This is a genomic window from Kocuria sp. LUK (assembly GCF_021012935.1).
Classification (GTDB): domain Bacteria; phylum Actinomycetota; class Actinomycetes; order Actinomycetales; family Micrococcaceae; genus Kocuria; species Kocuria flava.
The window spans coordinates 129,894-147,487 of sequence record NZ_JAJMZI010000004.1 but is presented as its reverse complement, the minus strand read 5'-3'; the positions used below and the strand labels follow the sequence as shown (position 1 = coordinate 147,487).

General features: G+C 75.0%; 17 protein-coding genes and 3 tRNA genes. 4 read left to right on the top strand and 16 right to left on the bottom strand.

Going from position 1 to position 17,594, the window contains the following annotated elements:
* Nucleotides 1-44: 44 nt before the first annotated feature.
* The 4 genes from LQU92_RS08605 to LQU92_RS08590 form a co-directional block, all read right to left on the bottom strand.
* Nucleotides 45-497, bottom strand: coding sequence for a hypothetical protein (locus LQU92_RS08605; protein WP_101851519.1), 453 nt, complete (start codon nucleotides 495-497; stop codon nucleotides 45-47).
* A gap of 118 nt (nucleotides 498-615) precedes the next feature.
* Nucleotides 616-688: transfer RNA gene (locus LQU92_RS08600), tRNA-Phe, on the bottom strand.
* 58 nt (nucleotides 689-746) lie between these two features.
* Nucleotides 747-820: transfer RNA gene (locus tag LQU92_RS08595), tRNA-Asp, on the bottom strand.
* Between the two features lie 82 nt (nucleotides 821-902).
* A tRNA-Glu gene (locus LQU92_RS08590) sits at nucleotides 903-975 on the bottom strand.
* 144 nt (nucleotides 976-1,119) lie between these two features.
* On the opposite strand from LQU92_RS08590, the gene LQU92_RS08585 reads away from it, so the two are divergent.
* Nucleotides 1,120-1,470: a metallopeptidase family protein gene (locus LQU92_RS08585; RefSeq protein ID WP_219588406.1), complete on the top strand. Its 351-nt coding sequence runs from the start codon at nucleotides 1,120-1,122 to the stop codon at nucleotides 1,468-1,470.
* Between the two features lie 30 nt (nucleotides 1,471-1,500).
* On the opposite strand, the gene LQU92_RS08580 is transcribed toward LQU92_RS08585, so the two are convergent.
* Nucleotides 1,501-2,565, bottom strand: coding sequence for a universal stress protein (locus LQU92_RS08580; protein ID WP_230779903.1), 1,065 nt, complete (start codon nucleotides 2,563-2,565; stop codon nucleotides 1,501-1,503).
* 189 nt (nucleotides 2,566-2,754) lie between these two features.
* Here LQU92_RS08580 and LQU92_RS08575 point away from each other — a divergent pair, with 189 nt between their 5' ends.
* On the top strand, nucleotides 2,755-4,104 hold the full coding sequence (locus LQU92_RS08575) for a D-arabinono-1,4-lactone oxidase (protein ID WP_230779900.1): 1,350 nt from the start codon (nucleotides 2,755-2,757) through the stop codon (nucleotides 4,102-4,104).
* 102 nt (nucleotides 4,105-4,206) lie between these two features.
* Here the strand turns inward: LQU92_RS08575 and LQU92_RS08570 are convergent, their stop codons facing one another.
* From LQU92_RS08570 to LQU92_RS08530, 9 genes are all read right to left on the bottom strand, one after another.
* Complete coding sequence (locus LQU92_RS08570) at nucleotides 4,207-5,637, bottom strand: FAD-dependent oxidoreductase (protein ID WP_230779897.1); 1,431 nt, start codon at nucleotides 5,635-5,637, stop codon at nucleotides 4,207-4,209.
* A 101-nt stretch (nucleotides 5,638-5,738) separates the two neighbouring features.
* Complete coding sequence (locus LQU92_RS08565) at nucleotides 5,739-6,710, bottom strand: ABC transporter permease (protein WP_230779893.1); 972 nt, start codon at nucleotides 6,708-6,710, stop codon at nucleotides 5,739-5,741.
* Nucleotides 6,700-7,506, bottom strand: coding sequence for an ABC transporter ATP-binding protein (locus tag LQU92_RS08560; protein ID WP_230779890.1), 807 nt, complete (start codon nucleotides 7,504-7,506; stop codon nucleotides 6,700-6,702). The genes LQU92_RS08565 and LQU92_RS08560 overlap by 11 nt, the downstream gene beginning before the upstream one ends.
* Nucleotides 7,503-8,633, bottom strand: a complete 1,131-nt coding sequence (locus LQU92_RS08555; RefSeq protein WP_230779888.1) for an ABC transporter substrate-binding protein — start codon at nucleotides 8,631-8,633, stop codon at nucleotides 7,503-7,505. The genes LQU92_RS08560 and LQU92_RS08555 overlap by 4 nt, the downstream gene beginning before the upstream one ends.
* A 1-nt stretch (nucleotide 8,634) precedes the next feature.
* Nucleotides 8,635-10,014, bottom strand: a complete 1,380-nt coding sequence (locus LQU92_RS08550; protein ID WP_230779885.1) for a sulfate adenylyltransferase subunit 1 — start codon at nucleotides 10,012-10,014, stop codon at nucleotides 8,635-8,637.
* 2 nt (nucleotides 10,015-10,016) lie between these two features.
* On the bottom strand, nucleotides 10,017-10,961 hold the full coding sequence (gene cysD / locus LQU92_RS08545; protein WP_261766160.1) for a sulfate adenylyltransferase subunit CysD: 945 nt from the start codon (nucleotides 10,959-10,961) through the stop codon (nucleotides 10,017-10,019).
* 44 nt (nucleotides 10,962-11,005) lie between these two features.
* Nucleotides 11,006-11,761 carry a phosphoadenylyl-sulfate reductase gene (locus LQU92_RS08540; RefSeq protein WP_230779883.1) on the bottom strand — a complete coding sequence of 252 codons (756 nt, stop codon included), beginning with the start codon at nucleotides 11,759-11,761 and terminating at the stop codon, nucleotides 11,006-11,008.
* On the bottom strand, nucleotides 11,758-13,452 hold the full coding sequence (locus LQU92_RS08535) for a nitrite/sulfite reductase (protein ID WP_230779881.1): 1,695 nt from the start codon (nucleotides 13,450-13,452) through the stop codon (nucleotides 11,758-11,760). Before LQU92_RS08535 ends, LQU92_RS08540 begins: the two co-directional genes overlap by 4 nt.
* Before the next feature lie 225 nt (nucleotides 13,453-13,677).
* Nucleotides 13,678-14,157, bottom strand: coding sequence for a general stress protein (locus tag LQU92_RS08530; RefSeq protein ID WP_101851509.1), 480 nt, complete (start codon nucleotides 14,155-14,157; stop codon nucleotides 13,678-13,680).
* A 220-nt stretch (nucleotides 14,158-14,377) separates the two neighbouring features.
* Here LQU92_RS08530 and LQU92_RS08525 point away from each other — a divergent pair, with 220 nt between their 5' ends.
* Both LQU92_RS08525 and LQU92_RS08520 read left to right on the top strand, forming a co-directional pair.
* On the top strand, nucleotides 14,378-15,853 hold the full coding sequence (locus LQU92_RS08525) for an NCS2 family permease (protein ID WP_058857360.1): 1,476 nt from the start codon (nucleotides 14,378-14,380) through the stop codon (nucleotides 15,851-15,853).
* Nucleotides 15,854-15,891: 38 nt separating this feature from the next.
* A complete protein-coding gene (locus tag LQU92_RS08520; protein WP_101851507.1) occupies nucleotides 15,892-16,287 on the top strand; it encodes a YchJ family protein in 396 nt (131 codons plus the stop codon).
* On the opposite strand, the gene LQU92_RS08515 is transcribed toward LQU92_RS08520, so the two are convergent.
* Both LQU92_RS08515 and LQU92_RS08510 read right to left on the bottom strand, forming a co-directional pair.
* A complete protein-coding gene (locus LQU92_RS08515; RefSeq protein WP_058857362.1) occupies nucleotides 16,263-16,646 on the bottom strand; it encodes a VOC family protein in 384 nt (127 codons plus the stop codon). The genes LQU92_RS08520 and LQU92_RS08515 overlap by 25 nt on opposite strands.
* Before the next feature lie 10 nt (nucleotides 16,647-16,656).
* On the bottom strand, nucleotides 16,657-17,520 hold the full coding sequence (locus LQU92_RS08510) for an SDR family oxidoreductase (protein ID WP_230779878.1): 864 nt from the start codon (nucleotides 17,518-17,520) through the stop codon (nucleotides 16,657-16,659).
* Between the last annotated feature and the right edge of the window lie 74 nt (nucleotides 17,521-17,594).

The window sequence follows — 17,594 nt, the reverse complement described above, 5'->3', positions numbered from 1 at the left end:
GGCCCCCGGCGGGGGCGGTGCCCCCATCGTAGGCAGGGGCCCGATCACCGGGTGGGGGCGGACTCCTCGCAGCGGGCCTGCAGCCACTCGCCGACCGGGGCGAGGGTGCGCTGCAGCTCCGCCAGCTCGGCGGGCTGCAGCGAGTCGCCGGCACCGGCCAGCACCGCCCCGGCGTCGTCGAACGCGGGGCGCAGCTCGGCGGGCACCCGGGAGGCGAGCTCGTGCACGGAGGCGCTGATCTCCTCGGGCCGGTAGCGAGGGTCGGCCTCGTCGGTGGACAGGGGGACCACGGCGAGGGCCGTGTGCGCGCCGGCGACGTCGAAGCAGGTGCGCGGGTCCGCCGCGGGCAGCGCGGTCCGGGCGGGGCCGGGCCGCGCGCTCGGGGTCTCCTCGAGGACGATGCTGCGCTGCGGGGCGGCGGTGCCGCAGGCGGGCAGCGCGAGCAGGCACAGGACCAGCCCGGCGAGCAGGCCCGTTCGTCGGAGGTGGCGGTTCACGCCCCCACCGTAGGCCGGGAACCTCGGGAGGTGCTGGCAGCCGGCGGCAGGATCCCCGGACGCGCGGGCCGGGAACGACGAAGCCCCCGGTCCCTGCGGGGACCGGGGGCTTCCGCGGTGGCTCCGACCGGCGTCGATCCGGTGACCTTACGATTTTCAGTCGTACGCTCTACCAACTGAGCTACAGAGCCTCGGCACATCGGATGCGCCGAGACGGCGCAGCTGTCCGAGGACACCTCGCCGCCTGAGCGACCCTGACGGGACTTGAACCCGCGACCTCCGCCGTGACAGGGCGGCGCGCTAACCAACTGCGCTACAGGGCCTCGCTGTTGTTGCCAACGAGGACTGATCCTACCAGCACTCCTCGGCTGTTGTGCAAATCGGTGCTCCCACCGTTCCCACGCGTACCCCCAACGGGATTCGAACCCGTGCCGCCGCCGTGAAAGGGCGGTGTCCTAGGCCGCTAGACGATGGGGGCCTGCGGCTCCCCGCTCCGGGTGCGCTCGGCCGGCGGGCCGGGTTCCGGGACGGGAGACAGCCACCTCAGCTTAGAGGCAGGTGGGGGTTCGCACAATTCCCGCGCGGTCCCCCGGCGGGCCGGGTGCGGTAGGAAGGAGGGGTGATGGAGATGACGCACGAGGAGTTCGACCGGGCCGTCGACGACGCGATCGACCTGATCCCCGACGAGCTGTTCCGGGCGATGGACAACGTGGTGATCCTCGTCGAGGAGGAGCCCCCGGCGCACTCCCCGGAGCTGCTGGGCCTCTACGAGGGCGTGCCCCTGACGGCGCGGGACGGCGGGTGGGGCGCGGGCTCGCTGCCCGACCGGATCTTCGTCTACCGGGGGCCGCTGCGGCGGATGTGCGCCGACCGGGAGGAGCTGGTGGAGGAGATCACCGTGACCGTGATCCACGAGGTCGCCCACCACTTCGGGATCGACGACGAGCGCCTGCACGAGCTCGGCTGGGGCTGAGCCGGCCCGCCGCGCCCGGCCCCGCCCGGGTCAGGCGTCCCAGGGGCGGACGTCGTCGAGGTCGAAGTCCTTGCGGGTCTCGATCCGCTCGTCGTAGCGGTCCGGGACGATCAGCACGGGCCCGGCCGCGTTGTGCAGCACGCCCTGGGAGGTGGAGCCCAGCAGCATCCCGGTGAAGCCGCCGCGCCCGCGGGTGCCGACGACCACGAGGCGGTTGCGGCGGGTCTGGTCCACGAGCACCTGCACCGGCGGGCCGTCGGCCAGCTCGGAGCCGATCTCCAGGTCCGGGAACCAGCTCTTCAGCCAGGCCACCCCGCCCTGCAGGGCGCGGGCGACGTCGTCGTACATGGCCTCGAAGTCCACGGCCGTGGGCATCCACGCGACCGCGCCGCTGACCGGCGGGACCGCGCACACGACCGTCAGGGGCACGTCCAGCAGCCGGGCCTCCTCCGCGGCCTCCAGCATCGCGGCCCGCGCCTGGGACGAGCCGTCCGAGCCGACGACGACGCGCTCGACCAGCGCCGCGGTGCCGGCGAGAGCCTCCTCCCCCAGGTGCTCCTTCGACCACGGCAGGGGGACGACCCCGGTGGGGCACTTCGCGTGGGCGGGCACCGCCGTGGAGACGGTGCCCAGCAGCCGGCCGAGCAGCCCGCCGCGCCCGCGCGAGCCGAGCACGAGCAGCTCCGCGGTGCGGCTGAGCTCGAGCAGGGCCCCGGAGGGGTCGCCCGTCTCGACCGTGGCGCGCAGCTCGACGCCGGTGGACCGCACCTGCGCGGCGGCGTCGTTGAGCAGCTCCTCGACGCCGCGGGCGAGGGCCGCCTCGTCGACCGTCGCGTAGCCGGTGTCGAAGCCCGACCCGGAGAACACCGGCAGGCTGTAGGCGGTGACCATGCGCACGGGCAGGCCGCGGCGGCGCCCCTCCCGGGCGGCCCAGCGCAGCGCGCCGAGGCTCTGCTCGGAGCCGTCGATGCCCACCACGATCTCGCCGGTGGCGTCCGGGGCGTCCCCGGCCGTGCTGCCCGTGCTCGCGTCCTCCGGCCGCCCGGGTCCCCGGCGCCGCTCGCGGTCCCGGTCGCGGGACGGTCGGTCGGTCATGACGGTGCCTTCCTGTGCGCGGGTCCCGCGGGTCGTCGCCGGTGCGGCTCCGCCGGTGCGGGGCTTCGCCTCCGATGGTACGCGCGGACCCCGGCGCGCACGGGCGCCCCACGGCGCGCCGGGGCCGCCCGCGGTGAGAAGATGAGGGCGCGCGCTGCACCCCGCAGCCGAGGAAGGACGGTCCTGGCGATGAGCGAGACGCCGCTGCCCGGGGAGACCGGGACCAGGGAGTGGACCACGTGGGGCCGCACCCACACGGTGACCCCGGAGCACGTGCTGGCGCCCTCCTCCGTGGAGGAGCTGGCCCGGGGCGTGGCCGCCGCCGCCCGGCGGGGCCTGCACGTGCGCCCGGTGGGCTCCGGCTGCAGCTTCTCGGCGCTCGCGGTGGCCCCCGAGGTGCTCGTGTACCTCTCGGCGCTGACCGGGCTGGTCGACGTGGACGCGCAGCGGCACCGGGCGACCGTGCTCGCCGGGACCACCCTCGCCGCGCTGAGCCAGGACCTCGAGGAGCACGACCTCGCGGTGACGAACCTGCCCGACAGCACCTGGCAGACGGTGGCCGGGGCCGTGGCCACCGGCACCCACGGCACGGGGCTGCGGTTCCCGTCCCTGTCCGGGCAGGTCGTGGCCCTGACCCTGGTCGGCCCCTCCGGGGAGCTGCTGGAGTGCTCCGCCGAGCAGCGGCCCGAGCTGTTCCGGGCCGCGTGCACGGGTCTCGGCGTCACCGGGGTGGTCGCGACCGTCACCCTGCAGTGCGAGCCGGCGTTCCGGCTGCACGCGGCGGAGCTCAAGGAGCCCCTGGGTCAGCTCGTGGACTCCCTCGGGGACCGGATGGCCGGGGCGGACCACTTCGAGTTCTTCTGGACGCCGGGGACCTCCACGGCCCAGACCCGCATCCTCACCCGCCTGCACAAGCTCCCGGAGTCCTACACCCGCCCGGGCTCCCCCGTGGCGCGCACGGTCCGGCGGCTCGACGACCTCCTGCTGCGCAACACCCTCACCGCCGGGCTGCACCAGCTCGCGACGGTCCTGCCGCGCTCCACCCCGGGGGTGAACCGGCTGGACGCGTTCACCAACAGCCCGCGCCGCTACAGCGACCTCTCCCACCGGGTGTTCACCGTCCCGCGCCGGGTCCGGTTCGTCTCCACGGAGTACGCGCTGCCGGACGAGGAGCTGGTCCCCGCCTTCCGGGAGCTGCAGGCGCTGATCGAGCGCCGCGGCTACGCCTTCTCCCTGCCCGTGGACGTGCGCTGCTCCGCGGCCGAGGAGGCCTGGCTCTCCCCCGCCCACGGGCGGGCCACCGGCTGGATCGCGCTGCGGCAGTACTGGCGCCGCCACGACCCGAAGGTCTTCGCGGCCGCCGAGGAGATCTTCGCCGCCCACGGCGGGCGCCCGCACTGGGGCACCGTGCACACCCGCGACGCCGGGTACCTGCGCAGCGTCTACCCGCGGTTCCAGGACTTCCTCGACGTCCGGGCCGAGCTCGACCCGGACGGGGTGTTCCTCAACGACCACGTCCGGTCCCTGCTCGGCCTCTGAACCACCACACCGCGGACCACGACGGCGCGAGGGGCGGCGTCCGGCGGGAAACCGGTGCGGTTTCCCGCCGGACGCCGCCCCTCGCGGGCCGGGGACGGGGCCTCAGACGTTCGAGGAGACCGGCTGCTGGACGCCGTCGCGGGAGACGCTCACCATCTCGTCGCGCTCGACGACCTTGACGCGCTCGCGGGGGTTGCCCTCGGCGTCGTGCGAGGACTGCCCGAGGGCCTGCTCGTGCTCGTCGAGGGCGAGCCAGCCCTCCCACGTCGTGTACGCCACGCCGCGGGCCTCGAGCAGGTCGACGACCGAGCGGGGGTCCGGGGAGGTCGCCGCGGGCAGCACCGGCCGGTCCTCGAGCAGGTGGGTGACGGTCTCGAGGGCGTCGGACTTGGTGGCGCCGATCAGGCCCACGGGCCCGCGCTTGATCCAGCCCGTCGCGTAGAGCCCGTGCAGCACGGTGCTGCCGTCCTCGCTGAGCACGCGGCCCTCCGCGTTGGGGATCACGCCGCGGGCGTCGTCGAAGGGCAGCTCGGGCAGCCGGGACCCGAGGTAGCCGATCGCGTGGTAGACGGCCTGGACGGGGTGGTCGATCAGCTCGCCGGTGCCGGAGACGGAGCCGTCGCCGTTGAGGCGGGTGCGCTCCATCCGCAGGCCCACGACCTTGCCGTCCTCGCCGAGGATCTCGCGGGGGCTCTGCAGGAAGTGCAGGTGCAGGCGCCGGGAGGCGGTCTTCGGGGAGTCGTCGGCCCGCCACTTCTCGAGGGTCCTGACCATGACCTTGACCTGGTTGTTCTCGGCCACGGCCTGCTCGGAGGCCTCGTCGTAGGCGAAGTCCTCGTCGTAGACGACGATGTCGACGTCGCGCGACTTGGCGAGCTCGCGCAGCTCCAGCGGGGTGAACTTCACCTGGGCGGGCCCGCGGCGGCCGAAGATGTGCACGTCGGTGACCGGGGACTTCTTCAGCCCCTGGTAGACGTTGCCGGGGATCTCGGTGACGAGCATGTCGTCGGCGTGCTTGGCGAGCACCCGGGCGACGTCGAGGGCGACGTTGCCGTTGCCGATGACCGCGATCTCCTTCGCGGTGAGCTCCCACTCGCGCGGGAAGTCGGGGTGGCCGTCGTACCAGGCCACGAACTCGGCGGCGCCGTGGACGCCCTCGAGCTCGATGCCGGGGATGTTCAGCGGGGCGTCGTAGACGGCGCCGGTCGCGAAGATCACCGCGTCGTAGTGGGCGCCGAGGTCGGCGAGGGTCAGGTCCGTGCCGTACTCGACGTTGCCGAAGAAGCGGATGTCGCCGCGGCCCAGGATCGAGCGCAGGGCGGTGATGATGCCCTTGATGCGGGGGTGGTCGGGGGCCACGCCGTAGCGGATGAGCCCGAACGGGGTCGGGTAGCGGTCGAACAGGTCGATGCTGACCGCGAGCTCGCCGCTCGCGACCGGCTCCGACTTGGTGAGCATGTCCGCGGCGTAGATGCCGGCGGGGCCGGCCCCGATCACGGCGACGCGCAGGGGGCGGGTGGTGGTGTCAGCCACGTGGGATTCCTTTCGGGAGCGCGCACGGGGACCGCCGCGCGCATCGGGTCTGGGACAACGTTAGTGAACTTCCCCGGGAATCGCCCGGGAGGTAACGGAACTCACGGGCGGGGGCCGAGCAGCCCGCGCCCGCGCAGCAGGCGCCGCTCGAGGGGGTTGAACAGCAGCAGCTCCACGAGGATCCCGACGGCGAGGATGGACAGGACCGCGGCCATCACCACGGCCATGTCGGAGACGGTCCGCCCCTGCTCGAGCAGGGAGCCCAGGCCGAAGCCGATGGAGCCGCCGATGGCGATGAGCTCGGCGCCCATCAGCGACCGCCACGAGAACGCCCACCCCTGCTTGAGGCCGGCGGCGTAGCCGGGCAGCGCCGCGGGGAGCACGACCTTGACGGCCATGGTCCACCCGCGGGCGCCGAGGACGTGCCCGGCCCGGCGCAGCTGGGGCGGGATCTGGTCCACGCCGGCGAGCATGCCGTTGACGATCGAGGGGATCGCGCCCATGAGCACCACGAAGTAGACGGTGGCGTCCGAGAGGCCGAACCAGATGATCGCGGCGGGCACCCACGCGACCGAGGGCAGCACCTGCAGCCCGGAGATCAGGGGCCCGACGGCGTTGCGCAGCCCCTGCCGCTGGGCGACGAGCAGCCCGAGCGGGGTGGCGACGGCGACGGCGACGAGGAACCCGCTGACCCCGCGCCACAGGCTCGTGCCCAGGGCGGACAGGACGGTGCCGTCCGAGAGCAGCTCCGCGAACCGGCGGGCGACGTCGAGCGGCCCGGGCACCACGTCCGGGCGGGGGCCGAGGACGGCGACGAGCAGCTGCCACAGCAGCAGCCCGAACAGCAGCGCCACCAGGGGCGGGGCCGCCTTGGTGCGCAGCACCTCCGCGGCCGGGGTCCGGCGGGTGCGCTCGGTCTGCAGCGCGTCCAGCCCGGCGAGCTCCTGCCCGGCGCCGGCCGCGGCGGGGGCCGGGGCGGCCGCGGGGGGCACGGCCGGCGGCGGCACGGGGGCCGGGGACGGCCGGACCGCGGGCCCGGCCGGGACGGCGGGGACGGCGGTGTCATTGCGCATGGCGGCTGATCTCCTCCCGGAGGCGTGCGGTGACGGTGCGGGTGAGCTCGGCGAGGGTGTCGTCGAGCGACTGGGCGCTGCCCTCGAAGCCGTAGGACTGCGGGTCCTTCCACGGGCGGGTGTCCCACTCCTGGACCACCCGGCCGGGCCGGGAGGACATCAGCAGCACCCGCTCGCCCAGGCGCACGGCCTCCGCGACGTTGTGGGTGATGAACACGATCGTGCGCCCCGTGCTGCGCCAGACCCGCAGCAGCTCCTCGTGCAGCAGGTCGCGGGTGATGGCGTCCAGCGCCGAGAACGGCTCGTCCATCAGCAGCACCTCCCGCTCCTGGGCCAGCGCCCGGGCCAGTGCCACGCGCTGGCGCATGCCCCCGGAGAGCTCGTGGGGGCGCTTGTCCCCGGCACGGCCCAGCCGGACGAGCTCGAGCAGCTCGCCGGCGCGCGCCCGCCGCTGCGGGCCGGGCACGCCGCGCAGCTCGAGGGCGAGCTCCACGTTGCGGCGGGCGGTGAGCCAGGGGAACAGGGCGGCGTCCTGGAACATCAGGGCGGCCCCCTCGGCGGGGACCGTCACGGACCCGGTGGTGGGGTGCTCGAGGCCGGCGACGATGTTGAGCAGCGTGGACTTCCCGCACCCGGAGGCGCCCAGCAGCGCGACGAACTGCCCGCGCTCCACGCTCAGCTCGACGTCCTGGAGGACGGGCCCGTCCTCGGGGGCGAAGGTCTTGCCGAGACCGCGCAGCCGGATCGCGGTCCGCTCCTCGGCCGGGGCCTCGGGGCCGGCGGCGGTGGGGGTCATGCTCCCTCCTCCGGGTCGGGGCGCACGCGCTCGAGCGCCGTGGGGTCCACGAGGCCCTCGAGCGGGGCGGGGTCGGTGGTGCCGGCCGCGACGGCGTCCTCGAGCAGTGCGGGGTAGGTCCCGGCCAGCGGGTCGGTGGTCCACTCGATCGCGGCCAGGGCCCCGGTGACCGTGTCCTCGGGGAGGGTCTCGACCTCGGCCCGCTCCAGGCCGCGGTTGAGGGTCGCGGCCAGCAGCGCCGGCTCGTCCTCGTGGGCCTCCAGCCAGTCCACGGAGCGCTGCAGGCCGCGCACGAGCCGCTCCACGGTCCGGGGGTGGCGCTCGAGGTAGTCCCGGCGCACCACGAGCACCGTGGTGGGGTAGCGGCCGCCGGGCCACAGCTCGCGCTCGTCGACGAGCACGCGGGCGCCCTCCGCCACGGCCCGGGTCGCCCAGGGCTGGGGCAGCCAGGCGCCGTCGACCCGGCCCTGGCGCAGGGTGTGCAGGGTCTGGCCGTTGGGCATGGGGGTGATGGCCACGGCGTCCTCCCCCTCGCCGTCGGGGACGTAGCCGTGCTCGGCGAGCCAGGTGCGCAGGGCCACGTCCTGGGTCCCGCCGAACTCGGGGGTGGCCAGGGTGCGCCCGCCGAGGTCGCCGGCCCCGGCCACGTCGGGGGAGACCACGAACTGGGCCCCGCCGGAGGCCGCGCCCGCCACGATCGCCAGGGACCGCCCCTCGGACTGGACGAAGGAGTTGATCGCGGGGTTCGGGCCGACGAACGCGGCGTCGAGGGAGCCCGCGTTCATGGCCTCGACCGCGGTGGGGCCGCTGCCGAAGACCTGGGTGGACAGCTCGGTCCCGCCCAGCTCCTCGGCCAGCAGGCCCTGGTCCAGGCCGACCAGGGCCGGGCCGTGGGTGAGGTTGCCGAAGTAGCCCAGGCGCAGGTCGGCGGCCTCGGAGGTCTCCACCGGGGCCGCCTGCCACGCCTCGAGGGTCCCGTTGCCCCGCAGCACGGTGGCCGTGGCCGTGAGCGCGGCGAGCAGCAGCAGGGCCGTCAGCACCAGCGGCCAGCCCCCGCGGCGGCCGGCCGGGCGCGCACCGGCCCCGGCCGTGACCGTGGTCGGCTCCGGCCGGTCCTGCGGCTGCACCTCAGGCGCCCCGGGCGAGCCCGGCGGCGAGGGTGCCGCCGGTGGCCGGGTCGATGACCAGGAAGGCGCCGGTGCGCCGCAGCCGGTCGTAGGGGTCCACGGGCAGCGGCGAGGCCAGGCGCAGCCGGACGCGGCCGATGTCGTTGAGCTCGAGCGTGTCCGCCGCGCGCAGCTCGAGGGCGTCGAGGTCCAGCCGGCCCTCGAGCTCCTCGACCATGGCCTGGACCGTGGCGGCCCCGTGCTTGACGAGCACGCGGTCGCGCGGGCGCAGGGGCCGGTCCCCGAGCCAGGCGAGGGAGGCGGGCAGCTCGCGCACGGGCTCGGGCAGCTCGTCGGCGGCGCCGGCGAGCAGGTCGCCGCGGGCGATGTCGATGTCGTCGGCCAGCCGCAGCGTCACGGACAGCGGCGCGGCGGCCTCCGCCAGCTGCTCCCCGGGCAGGGGCGCCCCGGGGGCGGGGGCGGTGCCGGCGACGTCGATGCCGGTGACGGTGGTGCGCCGGCCCGAGGGCAGGACCACGACCTCGTCCCCGACCGCGACGGCGCCGGAGGCGATCTGGCCGGCGTAGCCGCGGTAGTCGCGCAGGGCCTCGGGGTCCAGCCCGGGGGCGGTGCCGCCCTGGGGGCGGAGGACGTACTGGACGGGCAGCCGGAAGGGGCGGGCGGCGCCGCGGCCGGACTCGTCGGCCGTGGGCAGCTCCTCGAGCACCCGCAGCAGGGGCCGGCCCGTGTACCAGGGGGTCCGCTCCGAGGGCTCCACGACGTTGTCGCCCTCGAGCGCGGAGACCGGCACCACGTGCACGTCCTCGACGCCCAGCCGGGCTGCGACGTCGCGGGCGTCGCCGGCGACCCGCTCGAAGACGTCCCGGGAGTAGTCCACGAGGTCGATCTTGTTCACGGCCACGACCACGTGCGGCACCCGCAGCAGGGCGGTGACGGCGAGGTGGCGGCGGGTCTGCTCGACCACGCCGTGGCGGGCGTCGACGAGCAGCACGACGGCGTCGGCCGTCGAGGCGCCGGTGACCGTGTTCTTCGTGTACTGCACGTGCCCGGGGCAGTCCGCGAGGATGAAGGAGCGGCGGTCGGTGGCGAAGTAGCGGTGGGCGACGTCGATCGTGATGCCCTGCTCCCGCTCGGCGCGCAGGCCGTCGGTGAGCAGCGCGAGGTCGAGCCGGCCCGTGCCGCCGCCGAAGCCGCGCTCGGCGGAGGTGCGGCCCACGGCCTCGAGCTGGTCGGCGAGGATGGCCTTGGCGTCGTGCAGCAGCCGCCCGACGAGGGTGGACTTGCCGTCGTCGACCGACCCGGCGGTCGCGAAGCGGAACAGGGAGCCGGGGTCGATCGTGGGCGCGTGCTCGGCGGCCCGGTCGGTGGTGGGGGAAGTCATCTCTAGAAGTACCCGTCCTTCTTGCGGTCCTCCATGGCGGCCTCGGAGATCCGGTCGTCCGCGCGGGTGGCCCCGCGCTCGGTCAGCGTGGACACGGCGACCTCGGCCACCACGTCGGAGACGGTCCGCGCCCCGGAGAGCACGGCCCCGGTGCAGGACATGTCGCCCACCGTCCGGTAGCGCACGGTGCGCCGCTCCACGGTCTCGGCCCCGGTGGGCGCGGAGAACTCGCCCACGGCCATCCACATCCCGTCGCGGCGGAAGACCTCGCGCTCGTGGGCGTAGTAGATGGCGGGCAGCTCGATGTTCTCGCGCTCGATGTAGCGCCAGATGTCGAGCTCCGTCCAGTTGCTGATGGGGAAGGCCCGCACGTGCTGGCCGGGGGTGTGCCGGCCGTTGTAGAGGGTCCACAGCTCGGGGCGCTGGTTGCGCGGGTCCCACTGGCCGAACTCGTCGCGCAGGGACAGGATCCGCTCCTTGGCGCGGGCCTTGTCCTCGTCGCGGCGCCCGCCGCCGAGGACGGCGTCGAACTTGTTCTGCGCGATGGCGTCGAGCAGCGGCACGGTCTGCAGGGGGTTGCGGGTGCCGTCGGCGCGCTCGAGCAGCCGGCCGTCGTCGATGTAGTCCTGGACGGCGGCCACGACCAGGCGCACGCCCAGCCGCTGCACGGTGCGGTCCCGGAAGCCGAGGACCTCGGGGAAGTTGTGCCCGGTGTCCACGTGCAGCACGGGGAAGGGGATGCGGCCGGGCCAGAAGGCCTTGGCGGCCAGGTGCAGCATGACCACCGAGTCCTTGCCGCCCGAGAAGAGCATGGCCGGGCGGTCGAACTCGGCGACCACCTCGCGCAGGATGTGGATCGACTCGGCCTCGAGCGCGTCGAGGCTGCTGTGCACGCCGGCGCCGGTGCGCTCGGTGTCCGGGGCGGCGCCCGGTGCGGCGCTCACGATGGTGCTCACGGTGTCCTCCGTCGTCGTCCGGTGGGAAGGTGCGCTCACAGGTGGATGCCGCACTCGGTCTTGTCCTTGCCGGCCCAGCGGCCGGCGCGGGGGTCCTCGCCCGGGGCGACCGGTCGGGTGCAGGGGGCGCAGCCGATGGAGGGGTAGCCCTCGGACATCAGCGGGTTCACGGGCACCCCGTGCTCCCGGGACCACCCGAGCAGGTCGTCGAGGCTCCAGCGCACCATGGGGTTGACCTTCACGAGCCCGTGGGTCTCGTCGAAGGCCACCATGGGGGCGTTGGTGCGGGTCCAGGACTCGTCGCGGCGCACGCCGGTGAACCACACCTCGTAGCCCTCCAGCGACTTCTTCAGCGGGTCCATCTTGCGGATCGCGCAGCAGCGGGCGGGGTCGGTGGCGAAGAGGTCCGTGCCGATCGTGGCGTCCTGCTCGGCGACCGTGAGCTCGGGCAGGACGTCGACGACGGTGATGTCGAGCACGTGGGCGACCGCGTCGCGGGTGCCGATCGTCTCGGGGAAGTGGTAGCCGGTCTCCAGGAACAGCACGTCCACGCCGGGCAGGTGCTCGGCGACCAGGGCCGGCAGCACGGCGTCGGCCATGGAGCAGGCCACGGCGACCTTGGCGGGGTCGAAGTGCTCGGCGACCCAGCGGATCGCCTCCTCCGTGCTCGCCTCCCCGGCGGCGGGCACCCTGCCCTCGGCGTCGAGCGCGGCGCGCAGCGCGGTGGCGCCCTCGGCCGCGAGCCCGCGCAGGGTCCGCTCGTCGCGCAGGGCGGTGGGGGTCGTGCTCATGCCAGGTCCTCCTCGTCGGCGCGGCGGGTCCACTCGGCGAAGGTCTCCTCGCCGGTGCGCTGGTCCAGGAAGCGGCGCACGAGCCGCTCCACGTAGTCGGCCAGGTCGTCCTGGTAGACCTTCAGCCCGCGCACGGTGCGGCCGAGCTCGGCCTCGGCGCGGGTGTCGTCGGTCAGCCCGCCGCCCAGGTGCACCTGGTAGCCGGGCTTCTGCCCGCCGTCGTCGGTGGGCAGCAGCTGGCCCTTGAGCCCGATGTCCGCGGTCTGGATGCGGGCGCAGGAGTTGGGGCAGCCGTTGACGTGCAGGGAGATGGGATGGGGCAGCTCGACGCCCTCGAGGCGGCGCTCGAGCTCGTCGATGGTCTCCGAGGCGGTCCGCTTCGTCTCGACGATGGCGAGCTTGCAGTACTCGATGCCGGTGCAGGCCACGGTCGAGCGGCGGAACGCGGAGGGCCTGGCCTGCAGGTCGAGGGCCTCGAGCTCGGCGACGACGGCCTCGACGTCGGCCTCCTCGACGTCGAGGACCACGAGCTTCTGGTGCGGGGTGGTGCGCAGCCGGTCGGAGCCGTACCTCGCCATGACGTCGGCGAGCGCGAGCAGCTTCTGCCCGGAGACCCGGCCCACGCGCGGGGCCACGCCGATGTAGTAGCGCCCGTCCTTCTGCCGGTGCACCCCCACGTGGTCGCCGGGCACCGCGGAGCGGGCGGGAGCGGGGCCGTCGGCCAGCGCGTGGCCGAGGTACTCGTCCTCGAGGACCTGGCGGAACTTCTCGGTGCCCCAGTCCTGGACGAGGAACTTCAGGCGGGCGCGGTTGCGCAGCCGCCGGTAGCCGTAGTCGCGGAAGATGCCGGTGACCCCGGCCCAGACCGCGGGGACCTGCTCCTGGGTCACGAACGCGCCGAGGCGCTTGCCGAGGAACGGGACGACGGACAGGGCGCCGCCGACCCACAGGTCGTAGCCGGGGCCCAGCTCGGGGTGGACCACGCCCACGAACGCGCAGTCGTTGATCTCGTGGACCACGTCCAGGGAGGGGTGGCCGGTGATCGCGGTCTTGTACTTGCGCGGGAGGTTGGAGAACTCGGGGCTGCCGATGTGCTCGCGCTTGATCTGCTCGATCACCGGGGTGGGGTCGATGATCTCGTCCGCCGCGATCCCCGCCAGGGGGGAGCCCAGGAGCACCCGGGGCACGTCGCCGCAGGCCTCGGTGGTGTCGAGGCCGACCTCCTCGAGCCGGCGCCAGATCTCGGGGACGTCCTCGATCCGGATCCAGTGGTACTGGATGTTCTGCCGGTCGGTGACGTCGGCCGAGTCGCGGGCGAACTCCGCCGAGATCTGCCCGAGCACCCGCAGCTGGGCGCGGGTGAGCGCCCCGCCGTCGAGGCGCACGCGCATCATGAAGTACTCGTCCTCGATCTCGGCGTCGGTGAGCTTGCCCGTGCGCCCGCCGTCGATGCCGGGGCGGCGCTGGGTGTACAGGCCCCACCAGCGGAACCGGCCGTGCAGGTCGGTCGGGTCGATCGAGGCGAAGCCGTGCTCGGCGTAGACCTCCTCGATGCGGGTGCGCACGTTGAGCCCGTCGTCGGCCTGCTTGAACACCTCGTTGGGGTTCAGCGGCTCCCGGCCGTCGACCTTCCACTGGCCCTCGGGCTTGGCCTTCCGGGCGGTCCGGGGCGCACGCGTCGTCTGAGTCATGGCCCCGATTCTTCGTCCCCGGCCCCCGCCGGTCACGCCGGTCGTCACACTCCGCCACGGGCCGTAGCCCGGCGTCACACGGGCTGGACAGCCCCGGCCGGACGTGGGAGGCGGACACCCGGGGTCCCGGGCACGCGGCGGCCCCCGGGTCGCGCCCGGTGCGGGGCGGGACCCGGGGGCCGTGCCGGGAGGAGGGGCGTGCGGGACCGGGGACGGGCGGGCGCCTCAGGCGGTGGGGCCGGCGCCGTCCAGGTGCGCGGCGGCGGCCTCGACGTGCTCGGCCTCGACCAGGACGTCGTAGGCCTCGGCCTCGAAGCCCTGGACGCTGCGGAAGTCGCGGCGCCCGCCGGTGGCGGCGTGGCCGATCAGCCCGAAGAGCAGGCCCCACACGGCGCCCAGGGCCACGGCCCACAGGATCACGGCGAGCCAGGAGCCCACGGTGAAGATGCCGAGCAGCAGGCCGATGAACAGCCCGAGCCACGCGCCCGAGGCCGCGCCGTAGAGCGCGGCCCGGCCGTTGGTCATCCGGCCGGTGACCTGCTCGACCGAGCGCAGGCCTGTGCCGACCACGCGCACGTGCTCGACCGGGAACCCGGCGTCGGAGAGGGCGTCGACGATCCGCTGCGCCTCGTCGTAGGCGGGCACGCTGCGCAGGACCCGGTAGTTGCGGGAGGAGGTCGGAGGGATCGGGGAGGGCTGGGTCATGGACGGTCGCTCCTGGTTCTTCGGTCTCGTCGTCCCGCGAGGGCTTGCTCCCGGTGCAACACGGGCGGCCGGGGAGGTGTTCCGGTGCGCACCCCGGGTCCCCGCGGCCCGCGCGCCGCCGCGGGGCGGCCTCGGCCCGGGCGCGGCAGCCGCCGTAGACTGCGGAACGGCTCCCGGCGAGCCGCCCGTCCCTCGTCCGCCCGACCGCCCAAGGACCGCCATGGCCTCCTCCCCCTCCGTCTCCGCCGAGACGTCCCCGTCCCGCCCGCCGCGCAACGGCCTGGACCGCTTCTTCAGGATCAGCGAGCGCGGCTCCGACGTGACCAGCGAGGTGCGCGGCGGCGTCGCCACGTTCATCGCCATGAGCTACATCGTGGTGCTCAACCCGCTGATCCTCGGCTACGGCCCCGACGGGGCCGGCAACGTCCTCGGCGGCGAGCGCGTCGCGGCCGTGACCGCCCTCGTCGCCGGCGTGATGACGATCCTCATGGGCCTGGTGGCCCGCTCGCCCTTCGCGATCGCCACCGGTCTGGGGGTCAACGCGTTCCTGGCCGTGACGATCGCGACCACCCCGCAGCTGACCTGGCCGCAGGTCATGGGCCTGGTCGTGTGGGCGGGCCTCATCATGTTCGTGCTGGTGCTCACCGGGTTCCGCACCGCGGTGTTCAACGCCGTGCCGCCGTCGCTGAAGACCTCGATCGTCGTGGGCATCGGGCTGTTCATCGCCCTGATCGGCTTCGTCAACGCCGGGTTCGTGCGCCGCGTGCCGGACGCCGCGGGCACCACCGTGCCCGTGCAGCTGGGCGACGGCGGGACGCTGCTGGGCTGGCCCACGCTCACGTTCGTGGTGGGGCTGCTGCTGACCGTGGCGCTCGTGGTGCGCAACGTGCGCGGGGCGATCCTCATCGCCGTGGTGCTGACCACCGTGCTGGCCCACGTGCTCGAGGCCGTGGTCCCCTCCGGCTCCTCCGTGGACAGCCCCACCGGCTGGTCGCTCGTGGTGCCGGCGACCCCCGAGTCCCTCGTCGCGCTGCCCGACCTCTCGCTCGTGGGCGCGGTGGCCCCGCTCGAGGCCTTCCGCAGCCTCGGGGCCCTGGCGGCGGCGCTGCTGGTGTTCACGATCCTGCTCTCGATCTTCTTCGACGCGATGGGCACCATGGTGGGCCTGTCCCAGCAGGCCGGGCTGGTCGGGCGCAACGGCCAGATCGAGAACGTGGACCGGGTGCTGCTCGTGGACGCCGCGGGCGCGATCGCCGGCGGCGCCGGGTCCGTGTCCTCCAACCAGATCTTCGTGGAGTCCTCCACGGGCATCGCCGACGGCGCCCGCACGGGCCTGGCCAACGTGGTCACCGGCGTGCTGTTCCTGCTGGCGATGTTCGTCACCCCGCTGGTCAACGTGGTGCCCTTCGAGGCCGTGGCCCCGGCGATGGTCGTGGTCGGCTTCCTGATGGCCAAGCAGGTCGTGCGCGTCGAGTGGGACGACTGGGGCCTGGCCGTGCCCTCGTTCCTGACCTTCGCCGTCATGCCGTTCACGTACTCGATCGCGGACGGCATCGGCGCGGGCTTCGTCTCCTACGTGTTCATCCGCATGGTCCAGGGCCGCGCGAAGGAGGTCCACCCGCTGATGTACGTCGTGGCGGCGTCCTTCGTGGTGTTCTTCGGCAAGGGCGTGGTCGAGGGCTGGCTGGCCGCCTGAGCGGCCGGCCGGCCCCGGCGGGGAGGAGGACCGAGGACGTGCTCGACGACGACGCCCGCTGCCCCTGCGGCACCGGGGAGACCTACGGCGCCTGCTGCGGGCGCTTCCACGCCGGGCGCCCGGCGCCCACGGCGGAGCTGCTGATGCGCTCGCGCTTCAGCGCCTTCGCCGCCGGGGACGCCGCGCACCTGCTGGCCACGTGGCACCCGGGCACCCGGCCGGCCGCCCTCGAGCTCGACCCGGGGCGGCGGTGGTACCGGCTGGACGTGCACGGCACCGCGGCCGGCGGCCCGTTCGACGACGAGGGGTGGGTGGACTTCACCGCCCACTGGCGCGGGGCACCCGGCACGGGTCAGCGCGGCGCGCAGCGGGAGAGCTCCCGGTTCGTGCGCGAGGACGGGCGCTGGTACTACGTGGACGGAGTGCCCGGCTGAGGCGCCCCGTCCAGGACGCAGAACTCGTTGCCCTCGGGGTCGGCGAGCACGGTCCACGGGACGTCCTCGCCCTGGCCGACGTCGACCCGCCGGGCGCCGAGGCCCTCGAGGCGGGCGACCTCGCCCGCCCGGTCCCCGTCCAGGGCCCGCAGGTCCAGGTGCAGCCGGTTCTTCCCCCGGCGCTCCTCCGGCACGAGCACGAGGTCGAGGTGGGGGCCGGTGCGCCCCTCGGCGGGCACGAGGCCGACGTAGCCCTCGGCCTCGCCGTGGACCGTGTAGCCCAGGGCCTCGCTCCAGAAGCGGGCCAGGACCTCGGGGTCGCGGCAGTCGATCACGACGGCGGAGACGGTGCTGGTCATGGGGCCCAGCCTAAGGGCGCGGGCGCCGTCCGGGAAGGCGCCGCAGCAGGGGGCGCCCGCGCTCCAGGACCGGCCAGTACGAGCCCGGCAGCAGCCGCACCACGACGTCGAGCGCGAGGGCGCCGGGGCTGATCAGCAGCCGGGCCCGCCGCCGCTGCACCGCGGCCAGGATCTCGGCCGCCGCGCGCTCCGGCGGGTGGCCCAGCAGGGCGGCGAACTCCGCCAGGTCCCGCCGCGCCCGCTCCGGCGGCACCCCCTCGGGGACGCGGGCGGACGCGGCGATGCGGGTGCGGACCCCGCCGGGGTGGACCACGGTGACGCCCACCCGCCCGGCCAGCTCGTGGCGCAGGGCCTCGGTGAACCCGCGCAGGGCGTACTTGCTCGCGGCGTAGGCGGCCTGCCCGGGCGGGGCCATGAGCCCGAAGAGGCTGGAGACGTTGACCAGGTGCCCGCCGGGGGCGGCGAGCAGCGCGGGCAGCAGCTCGCGGGTGAGCACCACGGGCGCGCGGAAGTTGACGTCCACGAGCCGGTCGAACTCCTCGGCGGGGACCTCCTCGAAGGACCCGACCAGGGCGGTGCCCGCGTTGTTGATCAGCAGGTCGATGCGCGGGTGCTCGGCGCGCACGAGCGCCGCGAGCGCGGGCAGGGCCTCGAGGTCGGCGAGGTCGACGACGGCCGTGTCCACCCGGACCCCGGGGTGGCGGGCGCGCACGGTCCCGGCGACCGCGCTCAGCCCGGCCGCGTCCCGGTCCACGAGCACGAGGGCCGTCCCGCGCGCGGCCAGCCCGTGGGCGAGCTGCTCGCCGATGCCGGAGGCCGCGCCGGTGAGCACGGCGGTCGCGCCGGGGAAGCGGAAGGGGGCGAGCGGGGCCACGGGCAGCTCCTGGGGCCGGGGACGGCGGACTCCCCCAGTCTGCACGGCGCCCCTCCCCCGCGCACCGGTCCCGC